Source organism: Pseudomonas sp. SJZ074 (assembly GCF_007828215.1).
In the GTDB taxonomy this organism is placed as follows: Bacteria; Pseudomonadota; Gammaproteobacteria; order Pseudomonadales; family Pseudomonadaceae; genus Aquipseudomonas.
Genome location: NZ_VIUE01000004.1, coordinates 1 through 23,040, shown reverse-complemented (window position 1 = coordinate 23,040; position 23,040 = coordinate 1). Strand labels below are relative to the sequence as shown.

Here is a 23,040-nt window from a genome sequence, read left to right as displayed (position 1 = left end):
ACGGCATCCGACTCGGTTAAAGGGACATTGAGCGACGTTTGGCTTGCAGCATCTGGCTGCGACCGGCCAGCGCCCGGGCCTGTTGCCGCTCGCGCTGGAAAGCCTGGTCCCAGGCATCGATGCGCTCGGCCAGGGCCGGCAACGGTTCGTCCAGCAGGAGGCGGGTTTCTTCCAGCAGGCGCATCCACAGGTGTTGCAGGCGCAAGGCGCGGTCCTGATCGAAGTATTCGCCGCGGTACTTGAGGGTCGCGGCGAGCCCCTCGGTGCTGTGCACCAGATCGAGCACCAGATGGAAGTCTCCTGGTGCCTGGGCCACCTCCAGCGCCTGCAGGTGCGCGCCGGCGATGGTGGTCGGCGTGACTCGTGACGGCTGATAGTTGAGCTTCACCTGGAACAGCGGCGAGTGACCGGGCAGGCGCTGCGGCGCCAGGGCCGACACCACCAGGTCGAAAGGCAGGCCCTGGTGGGCATAGGCCAGACGCGACTCATCGCGAACTCGCTCCAGGAAACCGGCCAGGGTTGGTTCGCCCTGCAGGTCGCAGCGCAACGTCAGCTGGTTGACGAAGAAACCGATGACGTCGTTGTGCTCCGCCAGTGGACGGCCGCTGACGTCAGTGCCCAACAGGAAGCGTTGTTGGCCGCCCAGTTGCTTGAGCACCAGCTGATAGCTGGCCAGCAACAGCATGAACAAGGTCATGCCCCGTTCGCGGGCCAGCGTCGAAAGTGGCTCGCAGAAGGCCTGGGGCACCTTGAAATCCAGGCTGTGTTCACCCGGGACCTGACCGCTGCCGCCCAATTCGAGGGTCTGTGGCAGGCCGGCCAGATGCTCACGCCAGAAGCCCTGCTCGGTGGCGATCCGCTGTTCGCTCCAGTGCGCGGCTTCCCACTGGGCGAAGTCGAGGTACTGCATCGGCCATTCAGTGCTTGCCGAGCCGGCCAGTTCCGCCAGCAGCACCTGCGCCGAGCGACCGTCAAAAGCGATGTGGTGCACGGTCAGCACCAGATCGTGTTGCTGGTCCGTTTGACTCAGCAACTGCGCCCGCAGTATGGGGCCGTTGACCAGATCCACCGGCGTGGCGTGTTCGCTCGCCAGGCAGTCGTGCAGCGCTTGCTGTTCGGTCTGCCCGTGCCAGTTCAACGGCACCGGCGTGGCGGGCAGAACCTGTTGCTGCGGGCCGTCCACACCGTCGCGATAGACCGTGCGCAGCACGCTGTGACGGTTGACGAGGCTGTTCAAGCGCTCTGCCAACCCCTCGACGTCCAATGGACCTTGCAGGCGCAGGTGCAGCACCAGGTTGTGGCGAGTGTCGTCCGGGTTCAACTGGCGCAGGAACCACAGCCGGCGCTGGGCGAAGGACTGGCGGGTTTCGCTGCCGTCCGTACGTTCGGCCGAAGGGCTGGCCGCGGTAGATGGCGCACTGAGTAACGCCAGCAGGTCTTGCGCCCATTGCCCCAGGGTCTGCTCACCGAACAGGCGCTGGGTGTCAAGGCTCCAGCCCAGGTCCCGGTGCAGGCGAGCGGCGAAATCGGCGACGCCGATGGAGTCCAGGCCTTGTCCGATCAGACTCCGTTCGAAGTCTGGAAGCAGATACGGATTCACCTCGCGCAGGGTCTGCTGGAGCCATTGCCGGCAGGCGGCCTGGGCGTCTTGCGCCGAAGCCTGGACAAGATTCTTGAGTTGGTCGAGGCCAAGGGTTTCGCCGCTGGAGACGAGCTCTCCGCCGCTCTGGGCGATGATGCTCAGCGTCCCTGCCGCCAGTTGCTTGCGCGCGCCTTGGCGGGCGATCTTGCCGCTGGTAGTCATCGGGATCGTGCCAGCTTCCACCAGCACAATCTGGTCGATGCCACAGTCGGCGGCTTCGCGCACGGCGTTCTGCATCGAGGCAAACAACGCCGGGTGGCGCGCCGGGTCGACAAATTTGCGCTGCGGCTCGGCGACGATCACCAGCTTCTCCCGACCCAGGGCCGGGTCCATTTCCGAGAACGCGGCGATGCGCCCGGTGCGGATGCCCGGTTCGGCATCGGTGATGGCGAACTCGATGTCGTGGGGATACAGGTTGCGCCCGTTGAGAATCAGCAGGTCCTTGAGCCGCCCGCAGATCACCACCTGGCCTTCGTGCATGAAGCCCAGGTCGCCGGAGCGCAGGTAATGGTCGGTCGAGCCGACAATGCGCGCTTCAAAGGCTTCGCGGGTGGCCTCGGGGTTTTTCCAATAGGACTCGGCGTTGCTCGGACCCTTCAGCCACACTTCACCGATACGATCGGCAGCGCAGCGTTCATGGGTTTGCGGGTCGACGATGGCAATGCTGTGCAAGGCCTGGGGGAAGCCACAGGCAACGAATTCGACCGCGGCGGCATCGGCGGCCGCCAGGGCCACGCGACCGGTTTCCAGCACTGCTTTGTCCAGGCGCAGTGTCACCGGCAATGCATCTTCCGGCGTGGCACTGACACACAGCGTTGCCTCGGCCTGGCCGTAACCGGGGCTGATCGCCAAGGGGCTGAGGCCGCAGGCGGCGAAGCGCTGGGCGAAGGCTTGCAGGGTGCCGGGATGGATCGGCTCGGCGCCGTTGATCGCGTGTTTCCAGGCGCTCAGGTCCAGTTGGGCGATCAGGTTGTCGCTGACCACCCGGTTGCACAGGGCGTAGGCGAAATTCGGCGCGAAACTGACGGTGCCACGGTAGCGACTTAACGCCTGCAACCAGGTCGACGGCGCGTTAACGAAGGTCTGCGAAGCCATCAGGTAGCAGGGCATGCCGCTGTAGATCGGTGCAAGCAGGCCACCGATCAGGCCCATGTCGTGGTACAGCGGCAGCCAGTTGACCATGGCGCCGTGTTCATCGAAACCGTAGGCCTGGCGCATCAGCTCGACGTTGGCGATCAGGTTGCGCTGCCGCACCTCGACGCCTTTGGGCGAACCGGTAGAGCCCGAGGTGTATTGCAGGAAGGCCACGGTCGCACCGTCAATGGCCGGACGCTGCCACTGGCTGGCCGGTGGTGTGCCCAGGTGCTGGACGGTGAGCACGTCGACACGGCCCTCCACCAGTTCCAGCAAACCTTCGCAGTGATCCGCCGGGGCAAGAATCAGTGCCGGCTCGGCGTCCACCACCACATTGCGCACGCGTTCAAGGTGCCGCGGTTTGCGCGACGGCGGCGGAAACAACGGCACGGCGATCATGCCGGCATATACGCAAGCGCAGAAAGCCCGGGCGTAGTCGAGGCTGCTGGGCAGCATCAGCAACACGCGGTCGCCTGGCGCATAGCGCGATTGCAACGCCGCCGCCAGGGACTGGGACTGCTCGTGCAATTGAGAGAAAGTCAGGGTTTCGCCGATCGTGACGCCGTCCGGCAAAAAGTGCAGGGCGGCACGTTCTGGAAAGCGCCGGGCATTGGTTTCCAGCACTTCGATCCATTGTTCGAATGAAGACATTTTGCAATTCACGCCATGGCCACGATGACCTTGCGGTCACCGGTGTAAGGATTGCGACCGTGTGCGACCAGTCGGTTGTCGAGCATCAGCACGTCGCCGGGTTGCCAGGGGAAGCTGACGGCGGTCTGGCGGTAGACCTCGCGCACGCGGTCGAGCATCTCGTCGGGGATGGCCGAGCCGTCGCCGAAATACACATGGCGCGGCAGGTTCTCTTCTCCCACGGCGGCCAGCAGACTGGCGCGTACGCTCGGTTCGATGGCCGATACATGGAACAAATGGGCCTGGTTGAACCAGACCCATTCGCCGGTCTCGGGATGCTGCTGCACCGCCGCGCAACGCTGGCGGGTGCGCAGGTCACCGTCGGCTTTCCATTCCCACTCGATGTCGTTGTCCCGGCAATAACGTTCGACCTGGGCGCGGTCCTCGGTGTTGAAGACTTTCTGCCAGGGCAGGTCCAGGGCGCCGCTGTAGTTGCGCACGTAAAGCAGCTCGCGGCTGGCGAACAGCTCGCGGATCTCGCTGGGCATGCGCTGGTAGATCAGGCGACTGTCGGCAATCGGCGTCTCGCCGCCGGTTTCACTGGCCTTGATGCAGTGGAACCAGATGCGCGAAGGCCAGGGCCGGGTATAGGCCTGCTCGTTGTGCAGAGGGATGAACTGATGGGCCGGGTATTCCGTGGAGCTGTACACCCCGGCGAAGACTTTGCTGCGCGGCGTGGAGCCGAACTCATAGCTGGCCAGCGGTGCACCGAAGCTGGCGGCGAAGCGCTTGAAGTCGATCGGGGTCGCCACGTTGAAGCCGCGAAACAAGACTCCGCCCACGGTGTTCAGCACGTGGGGCAGGCTGTCGCGCAGCGATGCGTCCAGATCGTGAATCGACTGCCCAGGCGTCGCCTGCACCCACACGGGCAACGAGTGTTCACCGCCGTCCGTGGAAGTCATTGAAAAAGGCTCGGAACGCCTGTCCAGGTGTTCGATTGAGGTCATCCTTGCACATCCTCTTCTATCTTTTTCGACCCGTTACAAGACCTGAAGATGGCGCGCCAGGCGCCTCTGTAGGACTCGTCTGTAGTGTTTTGGATCTAATACAGGACGACATACTAGGTACAAATGAGAGAGATTATCAATACTATTTATTTAATTTTTTTTTTGGATTAGACTCCGCTCCGCTGGCGCCAAACAGCGTCCGGCCAGCTCAAAAAAACCAAAAATATCTGTCGCAGGGGTGCGGGGCTTGAATTTCAAAAAGAATACAATTGCGTTGGCTGTGGGGTCGGCAATCGGCCTTGGCAACTGTGCATGGGCAGCGGAAGAGTCCACTGCCGTGGAGATCGCTCCTATCACTGTGACGGGTGAGAAAATCAACCGTACGCTGGAGCAGACCCAGTCGAGTGTGGTGGTGGTTACTGAAGAGAAGCTGCGTGAGCACAACGATAAGAACCTAGTGGACCTGTTCGCTCGTACACCGGGTGTCTATAGCCAGGCGGACAATGAAACCTGGGGGATTCGTGGTGTGCCGGTGTCGGGGTTTGACGACCAAGGGCCGGCAACCATCAATGGACCAATCTCGGTGTATGTCGACGGTGCCGTGCAACCGAGTCGGGCGCTAACCTTAAGCCCGGTACCGCTCTGGGATGCCGAGCAGGTCGAAGTCTTCCTCGGCCCGCAATCCACTACCCAAGGCCGTAACTCCCTGGCTGGTGCAGTGGTGATCGAGACCAAGAAACCGACGTTCCAGCCCAGCTTCTCGGCGCAAACCAGTATGGGGAACTATGGTGAGCATGGGGCGGCCGTAGCAGGTGGTGGCGCGATCGTCGATGACAAGATCGCCGGCCGGATTGCTGTGGACTATACCGACGGCGACGGCTACATCCGCAACACCGCGCTCAATAAGGACGCCAACCCGCATCGCACCAGCAACACTCGTGGCAAATTGCTGATCTTGCCCAATGATGATACGGATGTTTTGCTGACCTACGCCCATAGCGAACATCGCCAGGGCGACCGCTCGACGATGCGCGGTGCTGATGGCAAACCCAGCTATTACGATATCTCCTCCAACACCGAGGCTTTCGACAATCTCAAGCAGGACACCCTCAGCGCCAAGGTGGACTATCGTCTGAATGATGCCTGGACGTTGACGAGCCTAACGGCCAATACCAGCTCTGACTACAGTAACCGTCTGGACTCTGATCAGACCGCTCTGAGTAATGACGTAATTCTGCGTAAGCACGAGGGTGGTCTGTTCAGTCAGGAGCTGCGTCTGAATTACGCCTCGGACACACTGAAAAGTGTCGTTGGTGCCTACTATGGGCATAACACGAACAAGTTCCACGATCGGTTACTTGCTACTGATCCCGTTGACAATGGCAGCGTCAAAGGTGAGACCAAAATCGAGAACAAGGCGGTGTTCGGTGAAGTCAACTGGACGTTCGCCCCGCGCTGGACATTGATTACCGGCCTGCGCTACGACCACGAGACGAATGATACCGACGTCGAAGAAGATACCTTTTCCAGCGCAGCCCAAGTTAAGAAGTCGTTTGACGCTTTGCTACCTAAACTCGGTATCGACTACGAACTGGCCACGGATCAGTACCTCGGTTTCACTGTTCAAAAAGGCTATCGCGGCGGAGGCGTCAACGTACGCGCCGGTAGCGGTCACCAGGCCTATGACCCGGAGTACACCACCAACTATGAGCTGTCTTACCGTGGTTCGTTCTTTGACAAGACGCTACGTACCCGCGCCAATCTGTACTACACCGACTGGAAGGATCAACAGGTCAGCGTGCGGCGCACCGGCAGTCAGTTCATTGATGTCTTCAACGCCGGTCGCAGTGACATCAAAGGTCTGGAGGTATTCGTCGAGAAAGATGTCACCGAACAGCTGACGCTGAACATGGGTGGTTCTATCACCGATGGCAAGTACAAAGACTTCGTCACCGGCAGGGGGCAGGACATGAGCGGCGAATCGTTCCTCGCTTCGCCCAAGTACAAGATGTCGGTGGGCGGTGTCTATCACTACGACGACCGCCTGATGTTCGGCACGGATGTTACCTATCAGAGTTCCGCACCTTCGGAATACCAGTTCGATACCAGCGGCAAGGTCATCGGCGAGCGCAGGAGCGACAACTACGTGCTGGTGAATTTCAACACCGAGTACAAACTCACCAAGAACGTCGCCGTATCCGCCTACGTCAAGAACGCGTTCGACAAGGAATATGTCACCAACAACCGCAGCGACGACATCATTGACGTTGGCGCACCGCGCACGTTGGGCATGATCCTGCGCTACGACATGTAAGCCCAGGGGCGCGGGAAGGCAATCTTCCCGCGCCCGGCTTGCAGCGTCACGGAAGTTTGTTTCCAGGCTGTTGTTCCCTTCCAAACCCAGCCTCCATGGAGGAAATCATGAACGCTTTTTCAAATGCCACGACAGGTGGCGCGCCACAGCTACGCCTGTTGCATACCGGTCTTTCGAGCCCTTACTGCCTGGATCCGACGCCGTTGCTGGAGCGTCAGCAACAGCAGGAATCCAATGCACGCAGCTATCCTCGGCGCATTCCCCTGGTGCTCGAACGGGCCCACGGTATTTATGTGCAGGACAGTCGCGGGCAGGTGTTCGTCGACTGCCTGGCGGGTGCCGGCACCCTGGCCCTGGGTCACAACCACCCGGTGATCGTCGAAGCCATCAGTCAGGTCATGGCGGCCGGCGTGCCCATGCACACCCTCGACCTCATGACCCCGGTCAAGGACGCCTTCGTCCAGGAAATCTTCGCCTGCCTGCCCAGCGAGTTCGCTCGTAACGCCCGCATCCAGTTCTGCGGCCCGAGCGGTGCCGATGCGGTCGAAGCGGCGCTCAAACTCACCCGCACCGCCACCGGTCGCCACTCGGTACTGGCGTTCGAAGGCGCTTATCACGGCATGACCCTGGGCACGCTGGCCATCAGCGGCAACCTGTCGCCGAAAAACGCCCTCGGTGCGTTGACGCCAGGGGTGCAGCGCTTGCCGTACCCCCATGATTTCCGTTGCCCGTTCGGGGTGGCCGGGGAGCAGGGCGTGACGTTGAACGTGCGTTATCTCGAGCATCTGCTCAATGACCCGGAAAGCGGCGTGACCGCCCCGGCGGCGATGATCCTGGAGCCGATCCAGGGCGAGGGCGGGGTGATCGCCGCGCCGGACCGCTGGCTCCAGGAACTGCGCCGCTTGACCCAGGCCCATGGCATTCCGCTGATCGTCGACGAGATCCAGTGCGGTATCGGCCGCAGTGGCCGGATGTTCGGCTTCGAGCAGTCGGGTATCACTCCGGACGTCATTACCCTGTCCAAGGCCATCGGCGGAGGCCTGCCGCTGGCGGTGATGGTCTACAACGATTCGCTGGACACCTGGCAACCGGGGGCCCACGCCGGCACGTTCCGCGGCAATCAACTGGCCATGGCAGCCGGCACCGCGACCTTGCGCTTCATACGCGATGAAGGCCTGGTCAAGCACGCCGAAACCGTGGGCGCTCACCTGCGCAAACAGCTCCAGGCGCTGCAAAGCGAATTCGCCTGGATCGGTGACGTGCGCGGTCGCGGCCTGATGCTGGGCATGGAAATCGTCGACCCACAAGGCACCCTCGACGTGCAGGGACATCCTCCGGCGGATACCGCCCGGGCCAAGGCCTTCCAGCAGGCCTGCCTGAAGCATGGCTTGATCGTCGAGCTGGGCGGACGCCACGGCGCGACCGTGCGCTTCTTGCCGCCGCTGATCATCACCGAACAGGAAATCGATTTCGTCGCGCAAATCCTGTTTCAAGCGGCCAGCACGATCAACGAGCGTCCCGTTCGTTAACGAATCCCCCCAGGGGCTTGCCGACAGGAACGGCAAGCCCCTCGGTTGGGAAGCGGTACCAGACTTTTGATACCCGTACATTTTGAAAAGGACTATTCGCATGTACAGACATTCAGCATCGGCGTCTCCCGCAACGCAAAAACCAGGCGAGACGGCGACCACTCGACAACCGCCCGAAGACGACCGTCACAGCATCCTTGAATTGCTGCGACATTACGGGCTGCGCACCAGCCTGATCCGCCTCAAGGTCATCGATGCCTTGCTCGTTGCCGCCAGGGATGGGCGTTCCATAAACGTGCGCGGGGTGCACCGCTACCTGGAGCTGTTTGCGGCCGAGTTGTCGGTCGTCAGCGTGCGTGAAGTGCTCAGGCGCCTGTGCGAGGAGGGCGTCATTCTTTTTCAGGTCGACAAGAGCTACTGCTTTACCAGCGAGGCTCGTTCAATACTGGAACAGTACGCGGGGGGCTGAGGCTGGCGGCGTTCTGTTATCGCTCTTCTTTGGTGAAGTTAGCCAGAGGGTATGGTCTGTCGTTGCACAGATGAAGCATCGAATCAGTCAGGCGACACCATTCGATCGACAATTGCGTGCAGGGTCCTTTCCAGCTCCTGATTCTCCAGCATTGTCTCCGCAACTTTTTTCGATATGTTGCCGAATTCAGGATGCTCCAGAATGTTTTCACCAAACTCCCAACGCAATATCTCTTGAACTGTTATCACTGTTGCCGCTTCATGAAAATCTGTGGTGTTTCTTTTGAGGTCCTGAAGACGGTTTTGCAGTCGTATGCGCAGTGCTTCAAGGTCTTTTGAGCCCTTTCCGTTCTTCACTGCGCTTGCACTGTTTGCGGTGCTCGATGTAACCCGGTCTTTAGGTTTGGCTAGCGCAGCGAGGACCAGGGATAAGCGAGTCTGATCGATTCTACTCATCAGGAAGTCTCGAGGGTGTCGCGATAAGCGCCAAGGAAAACGGCGGGCTCGGCTATATTGGCGCTGGGAGCGGATGGAACGTCTGAGAGGCTTGCCAATACCCGCTGCATATCGGCCTTCAATGCCGGGTTGGAGCAATCTGGCAGGCCTTGGGTCAACCGGGTAACTGCGCCCTGGGTGTTTTCGTTGAGCAACTCCAGATACGCCCCGGAAAACTCCCGCAAACTTGAGTCTTTCGAGGTCGCTTGAAGCAAGTTAAAGGCCTTTCGAGCTTCATCCGTTTTGGATAGCTGAAGACTCAGCAAGCCAAATTGGAATCGTGCGATGTCCATCCCGGGGGCGAGCTCCAGCGCCTCGATCATTTCCGAGTGCGCCCGTTCCAACAGACCAAGTTCCGCGTGTTCGGCGGCACGAAAATAATGCACGGCAGCATTTTTCGGTTCCAGCTCGAGCGCCGTATTTAGATAGTTCAGTGCCGCGTGATGGTCACCGTTCTGACTGGCATTGATGGCCAGATGTAGATATTCCGATGCGTCCAGCATGTTGAGCTTCCCCGTGTGCGATGACTTAGTGTTGATCCGGATGACGATCTGGAATTTTGTTCTGATGGGTTTTCAGCCAGTTTTCCATCAGCATTCGGCCAGTGTCGCTGCTATCAGGCCGGGTTCGATCAAGTACTTGATCGATCAACTGAGCGGCTTTTTCTGGTTGACCGGCTTCTTGAAGTAGAAGTGCTTCAGCATACCGTGCAGACAAACCGTCGGACTTCAGCTTGAGGGCGCGGCGTATGCCTTTTTGGGCGCGCTCTTTCTGCCCCTCCATGATGTCGACGATTGCCAATCCTCCGTGGGTTTCGCCAAAGGTACGGTCCAGCGCATAAGAACGCTCGAGCGCCTGGCGAGCTTGAGTGCTGTCCTTGCGCAGAATGTAGATCCAGGCCAGAAGATGCCAGGTACCAATATGGTCCGGCATGAACTGGACGGCTGTTTTCAGGTGCTCTTCAGCTTCGTCGAATTCCAGCTCGTTGAATTCCAGTCGTGCCAGCCCGGACCATGCTCGGCCGCATTCCGGATGCACGTTGACAGTGTGAAGCCAGGCGTTGCGGGATGCGATGATGTTGTTTTGTTCGAAGTGGACCGAGGCACAGGCGATGAGTGCATCGAGCTGGTCAGGATCTTCCGCCAGTGTCTCGTGGGCAGTGATCAATGCTGGGGAGTAGTTGTCGTTCTCGTATTGCAGCAGTGCGAGTAAACCACGTATGTCGTTGTTTTCCGGCTCTTGCAGTCGAGCCCTGGTAACCAGCACCTCGGCTTCCTCGGTTTCTTCCAGTTGATGCAATGCTCGGGCATGCATCATCAGAAGATGAGCGGGGGCCTGCGGATCGTTGCTCAGGCGTGAAAGCAATGCATGAGTAGAGGCATAGTCGCCACTGTGAAAATGACCGAAAGCAGTATTGAAAAGAACAGCCGGGTGCTCGATTCCGCCTTCGATTGCCTTGTCACCAAAGGCTCCCGCCGCCGCATATTGCCCAGCTTGTAGTGATGCATGAGCCGCCAGTGCACAAACGTTGGGTGCTTCGATCCCTTGGGCTTTTATATGGTCGACCAACTGTTGCCCGTGAATGATGTCACCCAGATCGATGGCCAATGACAGGGCATCAACCAAAAGCGCCAAGTTGGTGGGATCATGCTCCAGAAAGGTCAGCAAGCGCCCCAGGCGATTGTGTTCAGCGGACGTGTCGTCGATGGCCATTGGAATGGGTTCTTTATGAGCGGTCGTAAGGGAAAGAGCGTCTTCTATCGGTCGATTATTGCCTCGATGACAGCCGGCTGTCATGCGTTAGAGACGGATTTCGACGCTTCATAAAATATTTTCCATACCCCCTAAACTTTTTCTGAAATCCCGGCATAAGCACTGTCAGTAGCGCCGCTTGGCCGTTCGGTCAGTGGTAGTTTTTTGAGCCGTTCGGTCGGCTCGGCTTCGTCGGGGGAGTTAAGGGATATGGTCGCCATCGTTGCCGGTAATGGACTAGGGCTGTTCAACACATCGCTGAATTCGCTGGGGGGTGTAGGCGGTCAGGCTAACCTGGGGCAGGCCGGTGGCCAGGCGCTGGTCAATGTCAGCAATGGCAACCTCGTGCTGCGCTTCACCGACGAGCAGTTGTCCGGCCTGGGCCAGGATCTGCTGCACACCCGCACCTACAACACCCAAGGCGGCTTGAGCGACGGCGATGCCGACGGCTGGCGCTGGGATGGCGAGCGCAGCCTGGTCCTGACTGGCACCGTGAACACGGTCGGTAGCCAGGTGACGCGGACGACGGGGGATGGTCACCAGACGGTTTACCAGTGGAACGGCAGCCAATATCAATCGACCGAAGGTGATGGCGCTCATGACACGGTGGTTTGGGATGCCGACACCGCGCAAATGGTCTGGACCGACGGCTCGCGTCGTGTCGTCGAGCGCTACGACGGCAATGGCCGGCTGCTGTCCACCACCGATGCCCACGGCACCCAGATCAGCTACGGCTATGATGCCAATGGGCGTTTGAGTAGCGTCGAGGACAGCTCCGGTCAGGCCTTGGTGCTGAATTACAATGCGGCGGGCAAGCTGGAGCGCGTCGATACCCGCAGCATCGCGGGTGGCGCGCTGACCCAGCAGGTCTATTACGGCTATGACGCTCAGGGGCGGCTGATCAATGTCAGTACGGACCTGAGCCCGGAAGACAACAGCATTGCCGACGGCAATGTCTATCGCACCGACTACAGCTATGACGCGGACAGTTTCCGCATCGCCAGTGTCAAGCAGAGTGACGGCACCGCGGCCAGCTTCACGTATCAGTTGCTGGACGGTGAGTACCGGGTCAAGACGGTGACCGATGGTGCGGGCACCACGACCTTCAACTACGACCTGACCAACAACCGTACCGATGTGCTCAATGGCCTGGGCCAGCAGTGGAGCTATTTCTACGATGCCGATGACCGTCTGATTGAAGTTCAGACTCCAGCAGTCAACGGCCAGCGCCAGTCCACGCGCTATGCCTATGATCTGGACGGCAACGTCATCCGCATCACGGATGGTCGCGGCAACGCCATCACCTATCAGTACGATGCGAACGGCAATGCGCTGCTGGAGCGGGATGCGACGGGTACCACCGTTGCGCGTACCTACAGCGCCGCTAACCAATTGCTCAATGAAATTCGTTACAGCTCGACTGAACCATCCACCGGTACTGCCCAGGTCACTCGGCTAGCCTACGACAGTGATAACCGAGTGCGCTTCATGGTCGACGGCCGTGGGCAGGTCACGGAATACCGCTATAACGCCCAGGGACTGAAGACCCAGGAAATCAGCTACGGGGATGCGCTGTTCGCGGTGAACGGGCTGGCCCCCGAGTCCGTATTGACAGAAGCGCAGTTGGCAACATGGGCAGATGCACGAGACAAAACCCGTTCAACCCTGACCGAACTGAGCTACGACTATCGCGGCAACCTGAGTCGCCGAACCACTTACGGTGTGGTCAACGCCAGCGGTGTCGGAACCCAGGACAGCAGCGCCAGCGTCACCGAGTACATCTACAGCCAGTACGGCCAACTCTTGCAGACGCTCGTGGCACGAGGAGCGGACCGTAGCCAGAAAACCACCCTGAGTTCGGTCGTTTACGACGGCCTGGGCCGTGTGATCAGCCAGACCGATTCGGCCGGTACACGCACGACCGCCTATAACGGGACCAACCGTACGGTGGCGGTTACCAACAGTGCGGGAATGACCGTTACGCAGACCTACAACGGCCAGGGGCAGTTGATCGGCCTGACGCAAACAGCCGCAGGCCAAACACCGCGTTCCACTTCCTATGTCTATGACGCCGCCGGTCGGCAGGTCATGGTCCAGGATGCCACGGGCGCGCGCAGCTATACCTTCTACGACGAGGCCGGGCGAGTCAGTGCCCAGGTTGATGGCGTTGGTGCGGTGACCGAGTACAGCTACAACGCGGCTGGACAGCGAGTTCAGGAAAAACGCTACGCCACGCTGGTCGATACATCGACCTGGTACAACGGAACCGCCGTCGTCGGTGACTTGAACCCGGTCACTCATTCCGCAGACCGCCTGACGACCCTGTCTTATGACGATGCGGGCCGGTTGAGCACCCGCACGGATGCCATCGGTACACTGACCACCTTCACTTACGACGGACAAGGACGGCTGATCCAGCAGCAGACCGGCGACCGCACGACACGATTCTTCTACGACGCCAGCGGCCACCAGAGCGGCCAGTTGGACGCCGAAGGTTACCTGCGGGAAAACCGTTATGACGCTACGGGCCGTTTGATCCAAAGCATTCGCTATGCCAGCCAGACCTTGGCCGATAATCGAGCCGATGGCACCCTCGACCAGCTGCGCCAATCCTCGGCCAATGACCTGTCGAGTTGGTATTTCTACGACACGGCCGGTCGGCAGATTGGCAGCGTCGATGAGAAACAGTTCGTCACCGAAACGGTGTACGACGAAGCGGGCAATACCCAGCAAACGATTCGTTACGCCACGGCTTACACGGCTACGATTTCTGACACGACGGCATTTGACACAATCAAAACCGCAGCAAGTGTGGGCCCCGCACAGACCACGACCACGGCTTTTGACGAACAGGGACGGATAGCCCAACGTGTCGCCACCGATGGCACGATCACCGCCTATGAATACGACTCAGCCGGTCGGCTGGTGCGCGAAACCCAGGCCCAGGGAACGACCGAGGAGCGTAGCGTCCGCACCCGCTATGACGCCTTCGGACAAACCATCGGCAAGCTGCTGGGAGAAGCGTCGGCGCGCATAACGGCGGGCATGAGCGACACCGAAGTCGCCGCGATTTATGCGCAGTACGGCCTGACTTACCAATATGACGAGATGGGCAGGGTAGCCAGCGCCAGCGACGCGCTGGGCAATCGAACCCTGTCCTACTATGACGCGGCAGGTCGGCTGACCCACGTGGTCAACGCACTGGGCGAAGTCAGCGAGACGGTCTACAGCGCCTTCGGCGAGGTTCGCGAGCGCACGGCGTTCACTGGTCGATTGGCCGACACGGACACGGCCGCGCTCTCGGGCGGGGTGCTGAATGCCCAACTGAAAACCCTGGTGCAAGCGATCCGCAACGCGAACAGCGATAACCGACGCACCTACGACTATGACACCCGCGGCCTGCTGACCTCCACGACTGACGCACTCGGGTACGTGACCCGTTATGGATACAACGCCTTCGGCAATCAGACCTCCGTCACTCGAACCGTCTCGGCGGGCAACACGGTCACCAGCAGCACAACCTATAACAACCGGGGAGAGCAGATCGGCCGTGTTGACGATGTAGGCGGGCTCGCCCGCAGCACTGCGATCAGCTACGACGCCTTTGGAAGAGTACTGACCACTACCGACGGCCGCGGATTGGTCAGCGCCACGAGCTATGACCAGAGTGGGCGGATCATCACGACCACCAACGCACTGGGGCAACGTCGCAGCAGTGAATATGACGCCTTCGGCCGGGTGTTCAAGCAAACCGATGCCTTGGGAAACATCACCACCTACAGCTACAACGACAGTGACCGCAGCCTGACCGTGACTACGCCGGATGGCGTCAGTGTGATCACCGTCAATACCCGCCATGGTCAGACGTTGACCTTCACCGATGGCAGCGGCAACACCACCCGTTATGCATACGACAAGAATGGTCAGGTCATCAGCGTTCTGGATGGCTTGGGCCGTGAAACAAGCAATGCCTACGACGAAGCGGGCAACCTGCTGAGTGTGACCGATGCCTTGGGGCACACGACCCGGTACGGCTATGACGCCGCCAACCGCATGGTGACCCGCACCGATGCCGCCGGCACCATCACCCGCTACACCTTCGACGGTCAGGGGCGACGCATTCAAGTGGTTGAGGCCGAAGGGAGTGCGACGCCAAAAGTCACTGCCTATGCCTACGACCGTAACGGTCAAACACTGGTCGTTACCCAGGACCCGGCGGGCCTCCAGCTCACCACGACCTACAGCTATGACGGTCTTGGTAACCAGGTCCAGGTGGCCCGAGGCACCGTAGCCAACCCAAACCAGCAAAATACCCTGTACGAGTTCGACAAGCTGGGCCGCCGCATCAGTGAGCGCCAGGATCCGAGCGGACTGAACCTGACCACCCAATATCGCTACAACGGCAATGACCAGGTTACGCGCAAGATCGATGCCGGGGGCAACAGCACCTGGTACGTTTACGACAACGCAGGGCGCTTGAGCGAGACGGTCAATGCGTTGGGGGGCGTGACCCGTAATCGCTACGACGCGGCCGGTAATCTGCTCAGTACCACGCGTTATGCCACCGCACTGGATTTGAATGCGCTGGCCAGTTTTGGTGATGCGGTACTCAGCGTCGTCGTGACACTCGATGCCGCGCGCGACCAGACAACGACCTACGTCTACGACGACGTTGGCCGAGTGCGCTATAGCATCAACGCGTTGAACCAGATCAGCGAAACGATCTACGACGCCAATGGCCGTGTCAGCGAAACCCGCCAGTACGACAAGGCCATCGCCGCCAATGCCCCTAGAACCTTGGTTGGTACCGCTACTGCCTTAGCCGCCTCCGGCGCGCAAGCGCGCAGTACGCGCTCGGTTTACGATGCAGCCGGCCAGCTCCTGAGCATCACCGACGCGGCTGGAAAGGTTGAGTCCTACACCTACGATGCCGTAGGCAACCGCCTGACCCTGACCAACAAGAACGGCTCGGTCTGGAACTACCGCTACGACAGCCTCAATCGCCTGGTGCTGGAGATTGCACCGGCGATCAGTGTCGCCAGCATGGATGCCAACGGTGCGGTGACCACCAAGACGGCGCTGCCCATCACCGTCATCACCTACGACGCCTTGGGCAATATCAGCACGCGTACCGTGGGACGCTTGCGCAGCAGCCTGGATGCCGCTGCATCAACGGATGACCTGAGTCAGGCGCGCACGACCCGCTACGCCTACGATGCGGTGGGGCATCAGGTGCTGATCACATCGCCCGGCTGGTACAACAAAACCACCGGCGCCTTCCAACAGGCCGCCGACGGTAGCGCCAACACCTTCCAGATCACTACGGAAGTCACCTACGATGCCCTCGGCAACGCCGTGCGCAATCGAGTGCGCGTCAACAATACCGGCGTGGCCGCCACTGATTTTGTCGACAGCTACAAGGTCTACGACAGCCTTGGCCGATTGACTCACGACATCGATGCCCTCAAGGGTGTTACGGCGTATACCTACGATGCCCAGGGTAATCGTCTGACCACCAGGCGCTACGTCAATGCGTTGAACCTGGCCGTCCCTACGACCGGTTATTACACCGGTACGAATCTGACGGCGACGACCTTGGTGCCTAACGCAACCCAGGACCGGACGCTGATCACCCGCTATGACGCGTTGGGTCGCAAAATCTCGGTGCAGCAGGATCAGGTCAGCCTTTACAGCTTCACGGGGGTGGTGAGCACTTCAACCCTGATAACCGCAGCCCCGACCACTGTCTATACCTACGATGCGTTCGGCCAGCTGATCCGGGAAACACAAATTGCACGCAACGCCAGCGGTGCGATCGTGATGACCGGTGCCAGCAGCGTCCATTATTACGATCAGGTCGGCAACCGCATCGGCAGCGTGGATGCGCTGGGCAATTACACTCGCATGGAATACGACGCCCAGGGCAAGCTCAGCCGTCAGGTGGAGTACGCCAATGCGCTGACCGCCTGGAATGAAAATAGCGTCCCAAGCGCGCCGGTCGCCAGTGCCAATGATCGTAGTACTCGCTACGACTACGATGCGATGGGCCGCCTGAGTCAGGTCACCCAGGAGGGTGTGCGTTATTGGCAGCAGTCCATCAACGCCACGAACGGCGTCGTCTCGGCGACTGCGGTGGTTGGCAACCTGGTGGTCAGTCGCTTGACCTACGACGGTGTGGGCAACACCCGCACGGTCACCGACGCTGCCGGCAACGTGACCACCACCGATTACAATGCGCTGGGGCAGGTCAGCAAGGTCACCGAGCCGGCGCGGGTAACTGCAAAAAGTGGTGCGGTCGATCCATTCGCTTCGGCCGTGGTGCTGGCTTCGCCGGTGACGACCTATGCGGTCAATGCCTTTGGTCAGGTGCTGAGTGAGACGCGTACTGCAGGGAGTACAGGCGATGCCGTCCAGGCTGGGCTGACACAGATTACCCGCACTCGCTATGACGCCGCCGGTTATGAGGTTCAGGAAATTGACGCTGCCGGCTCCGCGCAGAACTATAAGGTCGATGTTGCTGGTCGTCGTTTGGAAGAAAGCCGTCAGGTTAGCGCCACCTTGAATGCCTGGACCTCTGGTGGGACGGCCGTCAGCTATAACCAGACCTTGAAGCGTACTTTCGAGTACGACGCCCTCGGGCAGCAGACTGCCACTGTCGACTGGTATACCGCTGCCGATGGTGCGGCGCAGGGTACCCGTAACAGTGTGCTCTATAATCGCTTCGGCGAAGTCACACAGAAACTGCTCAACGGCAGCCTGCTCACCCGCTATGACTACGATCAGGCCGGGCGTGTCATCCAGCAACAAGATGCCCAAGGCATCAGCCAGTTGGCCTACGACCTGTCCGGCAAGGCCAGTCGCAGCATCCAGCTCGGCGATGCCGCAACCGCGGCCGATCACCGTATTAGCTACGTGCGCAACGATGTGCTCGGCCGCGCGCTCGAACTGCACCTGCCGGCCTTTGAGGCGAACCTCAATGCCGACACACTGAACAACGTCACGTTGACCTTGACCACCCCTATCATCCGGCAGGCATACGACCGTTGGGGCAACTTGCTCAGCCGCACGGATGCGCGGGGTTACCTCACCACCTACACCTACGATCACAACAATAAACAACTGTCCGAAACGTTGCCGGTTACCGACATTCTGCGTGAAAACGGCACCAGCTACCGCGCCAGTCTGATCCATGAAAAACGCTACGACGGTTTGGGTCAGTTGATTCAGGAAACCGATTTGATGGGGCCTTACGCGGGTGTTGCTACCAGCACTGAACTGCGTACTCGCCAGCACGTATACAACCAGGCTGGAGAGCTGATCCAAGATGTCGATGCTTTGGGTTATTCGCGCAATTATCGGGTCGACAGCAACGGTAATCGGGTGGCGACCCAGGATGCGTTGGGTACGGTGCTGGTGGATGCTTATGACGCCATGGATCGTCAGTTGAGCCACGGCATCATCCGCAGTGGTGCGGCGGTGACGTTGTTGACCAACCAGTACGATCAGGCCGGGCGCTTGTATGGCGAAATCAGCGGGGCCAGTGCCGTCGAGGAAACCCTCAACAGCGTCGCAAACGCCAACTGGTCCAGTACCACCACCGGTGTTGCGGGCAACACCAGGTACACCTTGTACGACGAGCGCGGCAATATCGTTAAAACGCGCAACGAGTCGAAAATTGAGAAAACCATCGAGTACGACGTCGATAACCGTAAGGTCAAAGAGATCGATGGACTAGGTGGAGTCTTGACCTGGGCCTACGACACTGAGAATTTTGGTCGCCTCAGCAGTCGTAAGGACTTGGGCGGGCGGGTGTACAGCTTTACTTATAACGGCTTCGGACAACTCATCAGAGAAAGCCTCATCACTGCCAACGGGGCAGGGCCGGACAAGGTTTACAGCTACTACGGCAATGGGTTGGCCAACAGCATCGTCGAGGGCTCGGTCACCAGGAATGCTGCGGGGACAGTGATTGGAGAGGATTCGCGCACCTCGAGCTATGCCTATGACCTGAGCGGGAATCGAATAAGGGAGGTCAACAGCGGGCGTTATCTGAACGGGGCTGTTTCTCAAGTAAGCAGCAACGAGGTGCGCAGTAAGTTTGATGAGCAGGGGCGGCTGAAGGAGCTTAAGGCGCCTGTAGGTAATCAACTTGTAGGGGCACTCGGTACCCAATACACATTGGTCAGCACGGCGCGGCTGGATTCGTTGAAGTATGACTATGACGAAATGGGTAACCGTCGTCGGGTATATATGGATACGACGAGTCAGTCTGGCACTCGCAAGATTGTCGATGACTGGTACAAGTTTGATCTGGAAGATCGGGTGTTGATTGCTGAAGGCTATCTGAAAAATGGCAAAATTGTCGCCGGTACGTTGCGCGGTCAAAGTTCTGTTGTAAAGGAGCTCACTGTGAGTGTCGCAGCAAAAGGCTACGCCATCAGTTATGACGTGCTTGGAAGACGACAAAGCTCCGAGCGTTGGCAGGCGGCTATATATGAGGAAAAGAGAGTCGGGCCTAAGCCTGGAGAATGGACATACTGGCAGGAATATAGCGGCGATGCCTATTTGCGTTCGACCTATATCTATAACGATCTGGGTCAGGTTTCAACTATCGCCGGTGCGCAAGTGGCCCGCGCAGGTCTGTCCGATACTACCATGGCTACTAAAAGTATAGTCGGAGGCCCATTCAATAAAAAAGCCACCTACGCTCCTCTCGGCAGGGCGTATACTCTTTTTTCAGCATCTTATGATGAGCGCGGCAATCGTGCCCGACAAGCTGATTACTCCTATAGCTGGAAAGGAAGCAACACCTCACTTGCGAGTAGTACCAGTAATGTCTATAACTATCGCGGCGACGCTCAGGCGCTTAGCGAATTGAAATATAGTGGTGGCGTATTAACTCAGGCAAATTATTTCAATGAGCTTGGTATGTTGGATGCCGTAGGCAATCAGCGGGCCTATCGTTACGTTGCCTATAATGCCAATGGCACCATTAACCACCGAGGAAACTTCAGCGCCGCGCAGGTCCTGTTCGATGGCTATAAGGAAGGCCAGGCCACGGCCACCCGCACCAATGGTGGCTCGCCAGGCACCACAACCAACACATACTCCGTTCGCGGCGAACTGCTACAGGCCGTTGGCACCGGCGGTAACGTCTTTACCCGCGGACTAGCAACCAACGCCGAAGGTCGGCTGATTGTGCGCCGGGAATCTTCCGGGGTGGCCCAGAGCTACCTGTACTATCAAGGCGCCGCTCTGGCGAACATCGGCAATGCCTCCGCCCCGGAAGTCAGCGATACCTTCACCCCAATCTCTCCTGACTACCCAGGGCGCACCCCCAGCAATTACGTCGTCAATCAGGGCGACACGCTGGAAAGCATTGCCCAGAGCGTCTGGGGTGATTCCGGTATGTGGTACCTGATCGCCGACGCCAACGGCCTGGACGTGAGCAAGGCACTTACGCCCGGCGACAATCTGAAAATCCCTAACGTAGTCAGCAGTACGCACAACGACGCGACCACGTTCAAGCCATACGACCCCGATGATGTCATCGGCAACATCAACCCCAGCCCGAAAGCACCACCACCGCCCAAGCCCAAGAAAAAGAAAAGCGGAGGGCTGGCAACTATTGTGATGGTGGTGGTGGCCGTGGTTGCAACGGTGTTTACGGCGGGGGCTGCCACCGCGGTGCTCAGCGGAGCAGCCACAACCCTTGGCGGCGCGGCCGCCGCAGGTACTGCTGCACTGTCTGCCGCCGCGGCAGGAACGGCTGCCACTATTAGTCTTGGCGGTGCAATCATCGGGGCTGCCGTGGGTAGCGCGGTTTCCCAGGCGGTTGGCATGGGCATGGGCGCGGTGGATAAATTCTCCTGGGGGCAGGTAGCCGTCAGCGGGATTACCGGGGGCCTCACTTACGGAATCACATCTGGCATCAATACATTGGCACAAGGCGCTCAGCCAGGTTCCGGGGCCCTAACCGCGGCCGCCAGAACCTATCCAGCTCAAGGCGTCTTTAACTACGCCACCAGCCAAGTCGCCAATCGCATCGCTGGTCTTGATACCTCATTCAGTTGGCGAAGCGTCGCCGCGTCGGCTGCGGGGGCAACTGTCGCAGGGTATGTAGGGGGCGGCGATCGAGGCTTGTTGAATTCAACCGTGCGTGGGCAGGTGAGTGCCTACGCTTCGGCGGCCATCAAAGACAAATGGTTTGGCGGTGGACGGCCTGATTACGGTCAGGTTGCGGCAGATGCTTTTGGGAATACCCTAGCCAACGACATGATCGATAGATTAGCTGCTGCTCAGAAAAATGAATCTCCATTATATGCATCCGTAGGGAGCAATTTATTTGACCAAATGCTTCAAAATGGAGAGCAGCCGGACACGATGACCCGGTCCGATCTTGCTAGATTGGCAAGGGAGTCACTGAATAATGGCAATATCCTTCCTACCGATTTGTACGAAAGGGTTTTTGGGGGGAGGACAACATATTTAGAGCGTGAAACGGTCCGTCCGTCAGTCTATGATTATCAGATTTCGATTCGAGATTCGGACGTTCCCCTAGAAAATGTGAGTGCTGTTAAACCGTATGCTCCTGAAGTGTCGCTGTCCGAAAGTGTTTTGGATTATTTGAATAGTAATTCTGTGATTCCTCGTGAGCCGATGAATGGTGATTTTGTACATGATAACTTGGCAACTGTCAGTAATGTGTTCAATGCTCCGCTGAATTTTACTTTTGGGGTCGCTCCCGCGTTATTGGCAGATGCCGCTGACTCCACGGTCGGCAGGGTTCTTTATGACGTCACTTTAAATAATGCGGTTGGGCACGGTATAGGGGGAGGGGCGTCTGCTGTTTCGCAGCTTTTTAGGGAGGGAGCAGTTGAAGTTTTTGGACTAGGTGCCAAGATGATTGCTGAGCGCGTTACCTCTGCTGTAGATGGAGCCAGGCAGTATGTAGTGCAGATGAGTGGTAAGGGTGTTGCAAACAGTGAGTTGACAATAGCCGCAAATCCAGCTAGCGGCCAGCCTGCTGCTATTTCCCGAGGATTTGGCATGCTCAATTCGCGTCAAGCGTCAATACTTGAGGAGTTGCCAGAATTCGGCTCCAGCACAATTGCTCATAAGGCATTTGGGCAGAGGGACTTGGCTGCGTTGACTGCGGCAACCGGTGATGAGTTTGCCATGTTCTCGACTGGTGGACGACGTTTAATTTTCCGAGGCGATGTCGGCTCAGTGCCGATTAGTCCAGAAATGGCGTCCCAACTATCTGATCGAGGCTGGCGCTGGTCTTCACATACGCATCCGGGATTTGAAGCTGGCGTGCTGCGCTCGTCACCTGGTGACCAAGCAGTTCTTCGTGCGACGGGTCGCAATCAGAGTGCCATCTTCAATTCGATGGGGCAACGAGGCATATTTACGCCGAACGGTGATAGCTTGAATGGGTGGAAGCCATGGTGACGAAGAAGTTGATGAGCTTGGATGAAATGGAGCCAATCGCTAAGGAGGCTACGCGTCTGGCGTTAAGTGAGTATCCGGAACCGTCAAAAGAGGATCAGTCCAATTGGACGCTGGGGAAATTCGAAACCGAGGGCGAGGGCGTGTTTGAAATATACATACCTTCCGAGCAGCCGTTGAACGCAAAGGTGATTAGTCGAGCCCGAGTTGATCGCAAGACTGGGGCGGTAAACGTCGAGGTCTTCCTGAAGAGTTAGGCACTGTACGAAAAGGAATGTCGTAAACAGCGCATAGCACAAGCTAACGAGACCATCGCTGCATAACTTTTCGCGAGCTTATCGACGCGTGTGTCGATGCGGCGGCTTTCCTTCAGCCAGCCGAACATGCGTTCGATGATGTTTCGCAGCCGCTATTTTGTTTTGGCCGATCAAACAAGCGAGGCAAGCCGGGCTTGGGTTTGCGCAGATCCCTCAGGGACAGACCCTGAGAGATCCCTCCTGAGTGAAGATAAACGGGGACAGACCCTGAGGAATCCCCGAATTTTCTTACGAAAAATCAAGAAGTTGGAATATTGAAGAGACCTGCATGAGTCGGCAGCTTGTGTTGCACCACACAAAA

At 58.9% G+C, this 23,040-nt stretch carries 10 protein-coding genes and 1 pseudogene; 5 read left to right on the top strand and 6 right to left on the bottom strand.

All coding sequences use genetic code 11. From position 1 onward, the window contains the following. Positions 1 to 16: 16 nt before the first annotated feature. Positions 17 to 3,427, bottom strand: a complete 3,411-nt coding sequence (locus FBX99_RS06555; protein ID WP_145130999.1) for a condensation domain-containing protein — start codon at positions 3,425 to 3,427, stop codon at positions 17 to 19. An 8-nt stretch (positions 3,428 to 3,435) separates the two neighbouring features. Further along, a complete protein-coding gene (locus FBX99_RS06550; RefSeq protein ID WP_144931320.1) occupies positions 3,436 to 4,413 on the bottom strand; it encodes a TauD/TfdA family dioxygenase in 978 nt (325 codons plus the stop codon). Positions 4,414 to 4,660: 247 nt separating this feature from the next. Here FBX99_RS06550 and FBX99_RS06545 point away from each other — a divergent pair, with 247 nt between their 5' ends. The 3 genes from FBX99_RS06545 (at position 4,661) to FBX99_RS06535 (ending at position 8,725) form a co-directional block, all read left to right on the top strand. Further along, complete coding sequence (locus FBX99_RS06545) at positions 4,661 to 6,727, top strand: TonB-dependent receptor (RefSeq protein WP_145130997.1); 2,067 nt, start codon at positions 4,661 to 4,663, stop codon at positions 6,725 to 6,727. A gap of 107 nt (positions 6,728 to 6,834) precedes the next feature. Continuing rightward, positions 6,835 to 8,256: a diaminobutyrate--2-oxoglutarate transaminase gene (locus tag FBX99_RS06540; RefSeq protein ID WP_144931315.1), complete on the top strand. Its 1,422-nt coding sequence runs from the start codon at positions 6,835 to 6,837 to the stop codon at positions 8,254 to 8,256. Between the two features lie 100 nt (positions 8,257 to 8,356). Then, on the top strand, positions 8,357 to 8,725 hold the full coding sequence (locus tag FBX99_RS06535; RefSeq protein ID WP_145130995.1) for a fe2+ zn2+ uptake regulation protein: 369 nt from the start codon (positions 8,357 to 8,359) through the stop codon (positions 8,723 to 8,725). 83 nt (positions 8,726 to 8,808) lie between these two features. On the opposite strand, the gene FBX99_RS06530 is transcribed toward FBX99_RS06535, so the two are convergent. The 3 genes from FBX99_RS06530 to FBX99_RS06520 are packed head-to-tail and all read right to left on the bottom strand — an operon-like array spanning position 8,809 to position 10,932. Beyond that, complete coding sequence (locus tag FBX99_RS06530) at positions 8,809 to 9,180, bottom strand: hypothetical protein (RefSeq protein ID WP_145130993.1); 372 nt, start codon at positions 9,178 to 9,180, stop codon at positions 8,809 to 8,811. Beyond that, on the bottom strand, positions 9,180 to 9,722 hold the full coding sequence (locus FBX99_RS06525) for a tetratricopeptide repeat protein (RefSeq protein ID WP_145130991.1): 543 nt from the start codon (positions 9,720 to 9,722) through the stop codon (positions 9,180 to 9,182). Before FBX99_RS06525 ends, FBX99_RS06530 begins: the two co-directional genes overlap by 1 nt. A gap of 25 nt (positions 9,723 to 9,747) precedes the next feature. Next, a complete protein-coding gene (locus tag FBX99_RS06520; RefSeq protein WP_145130989.1) occupies positions 9,748 to 10,932 on the bottom strand; it encodes a lipopolysaccharide assembly protein LapB in 1,185 nt (394 codons plus the stop codon). A 249-nt stretch (positions 10,933 to 11,181) separates the two neighbouring features. Between FBX99_RS06520 and FBX99_RS06515 the strand changes: the two genes are divergently transcribed. Both FBX99_RS06515 and FBX99_RS06510 read left to right on the top strand, forming a co-directional pair. Next, positions 11,182 to 22,425 carry a LysM peptidoglycan-binding domain-containing protein gene (locus FBX99_RS06515; protein WP_145130987.1) on the top strand — a complete coding sequence of 3,748 codons (11,244 nt, stop codon included), beginning with the start codon at positions 11,182 to 11,184 and terminating at the stop codon, positions 22,423 to 22,425. Beyond that, a complete protein-coding gene (locus FBX99_RS06510; RefSeq protein WP_145130985.1) occupies positions 22,419 to 22,679 on the top strand; it encodes a hypothetical protein in 261 nt (86 codons plus the stop codon). The genes FBX99_RS06515 and FBX99_RS06510 overlap by 7 nt, the downstream gene beginning before the upstream one ends. Here FBX99_RS06510 and FBX99_RS06505 read toward each other — a convergent pair. Further along, a pseudogene (locus FBX99_RS06505) lies at positions 22,676 to 22,884 on the bottom strand (transposase); the annotation flags it as partial. The gene FBX99_RS06510 and the pseudogene FBX99_RS06505 overlap by 4 nt on opposite strands. Positions 22,885 to 23,040: the final 156 nt, after the last annotated feature.

What these genes read in the sequence shown, in the direction of transcription:
- FBX99_RS06555 (WP_145130999.1), bottom strand. Translation starts at nt 3,427, where the DNA reads ATGTCTTCATTCGAACAATGGATCGAAGTGCTGGAAACCAATGCCCGG.
- FBX99_RS06550 (WP_144931320.1), bottom strand. Translation starts at nt 4,413, where the DNA reads ATGACCTCAATCGAACACCTGGACAGGCGTTCCGAGCCTTTTTCAATG.
- FBX99_RS06540 (WP_144931315.1), top strand. Translation starts at nt 6,835, where the DNA reads ATGAACGCTTTTTCAAATGCCACGACAGGTGGCGCGCCACAGCTACGC.
- FBX99_RS06535 (WP_145130995.1), top strand. Translation starts at nt 8,357, where the DNA reads ATGTACAGACATTCAGCATCGGCGTCTCCCGCAACGCAAAAACCAGGC.
- FBX99_RS06530 (WP_145130993.1), bottom strand. Translation starts at nt 9,180, where the DNA reads ATGAGTAGAATCGATCAGACTCGCTTATCCCTGGTCCTCGCTGCGCTA.
- FBX99_RS06525 (WP_145130991.1), bottom strand. Translation starts at nt 9,722, where the DNA reads ATGCTGGACGCATCGGAATATCTACATCTGGCCATCAATGCCAGTCAG.
- FBX99_RS06520 (WP_145130989.1), bottom strand. Translation starts at nt 10,932, where the DNA reads ATGGCCATCGACGACACGTCCGCTGAACACAATCGCCTGGGGCGCTTG.
- FBX99_RS06515 (WP_145130987.1), top strand. Translation starts at nt 11,182, where the DNA reads ATGGTCGCCATCGTTGCCGGTAATGGACTAGGGCTGTTCAACACATCG.
- FBX99_RS06510 (WP_145130985.1), top strand. Translation starts at nt 22,419, where the DNA reads ATGGTGACGAAGAAGTTGATGAGCTTGGATGAAATGGAGCCAATCGCT.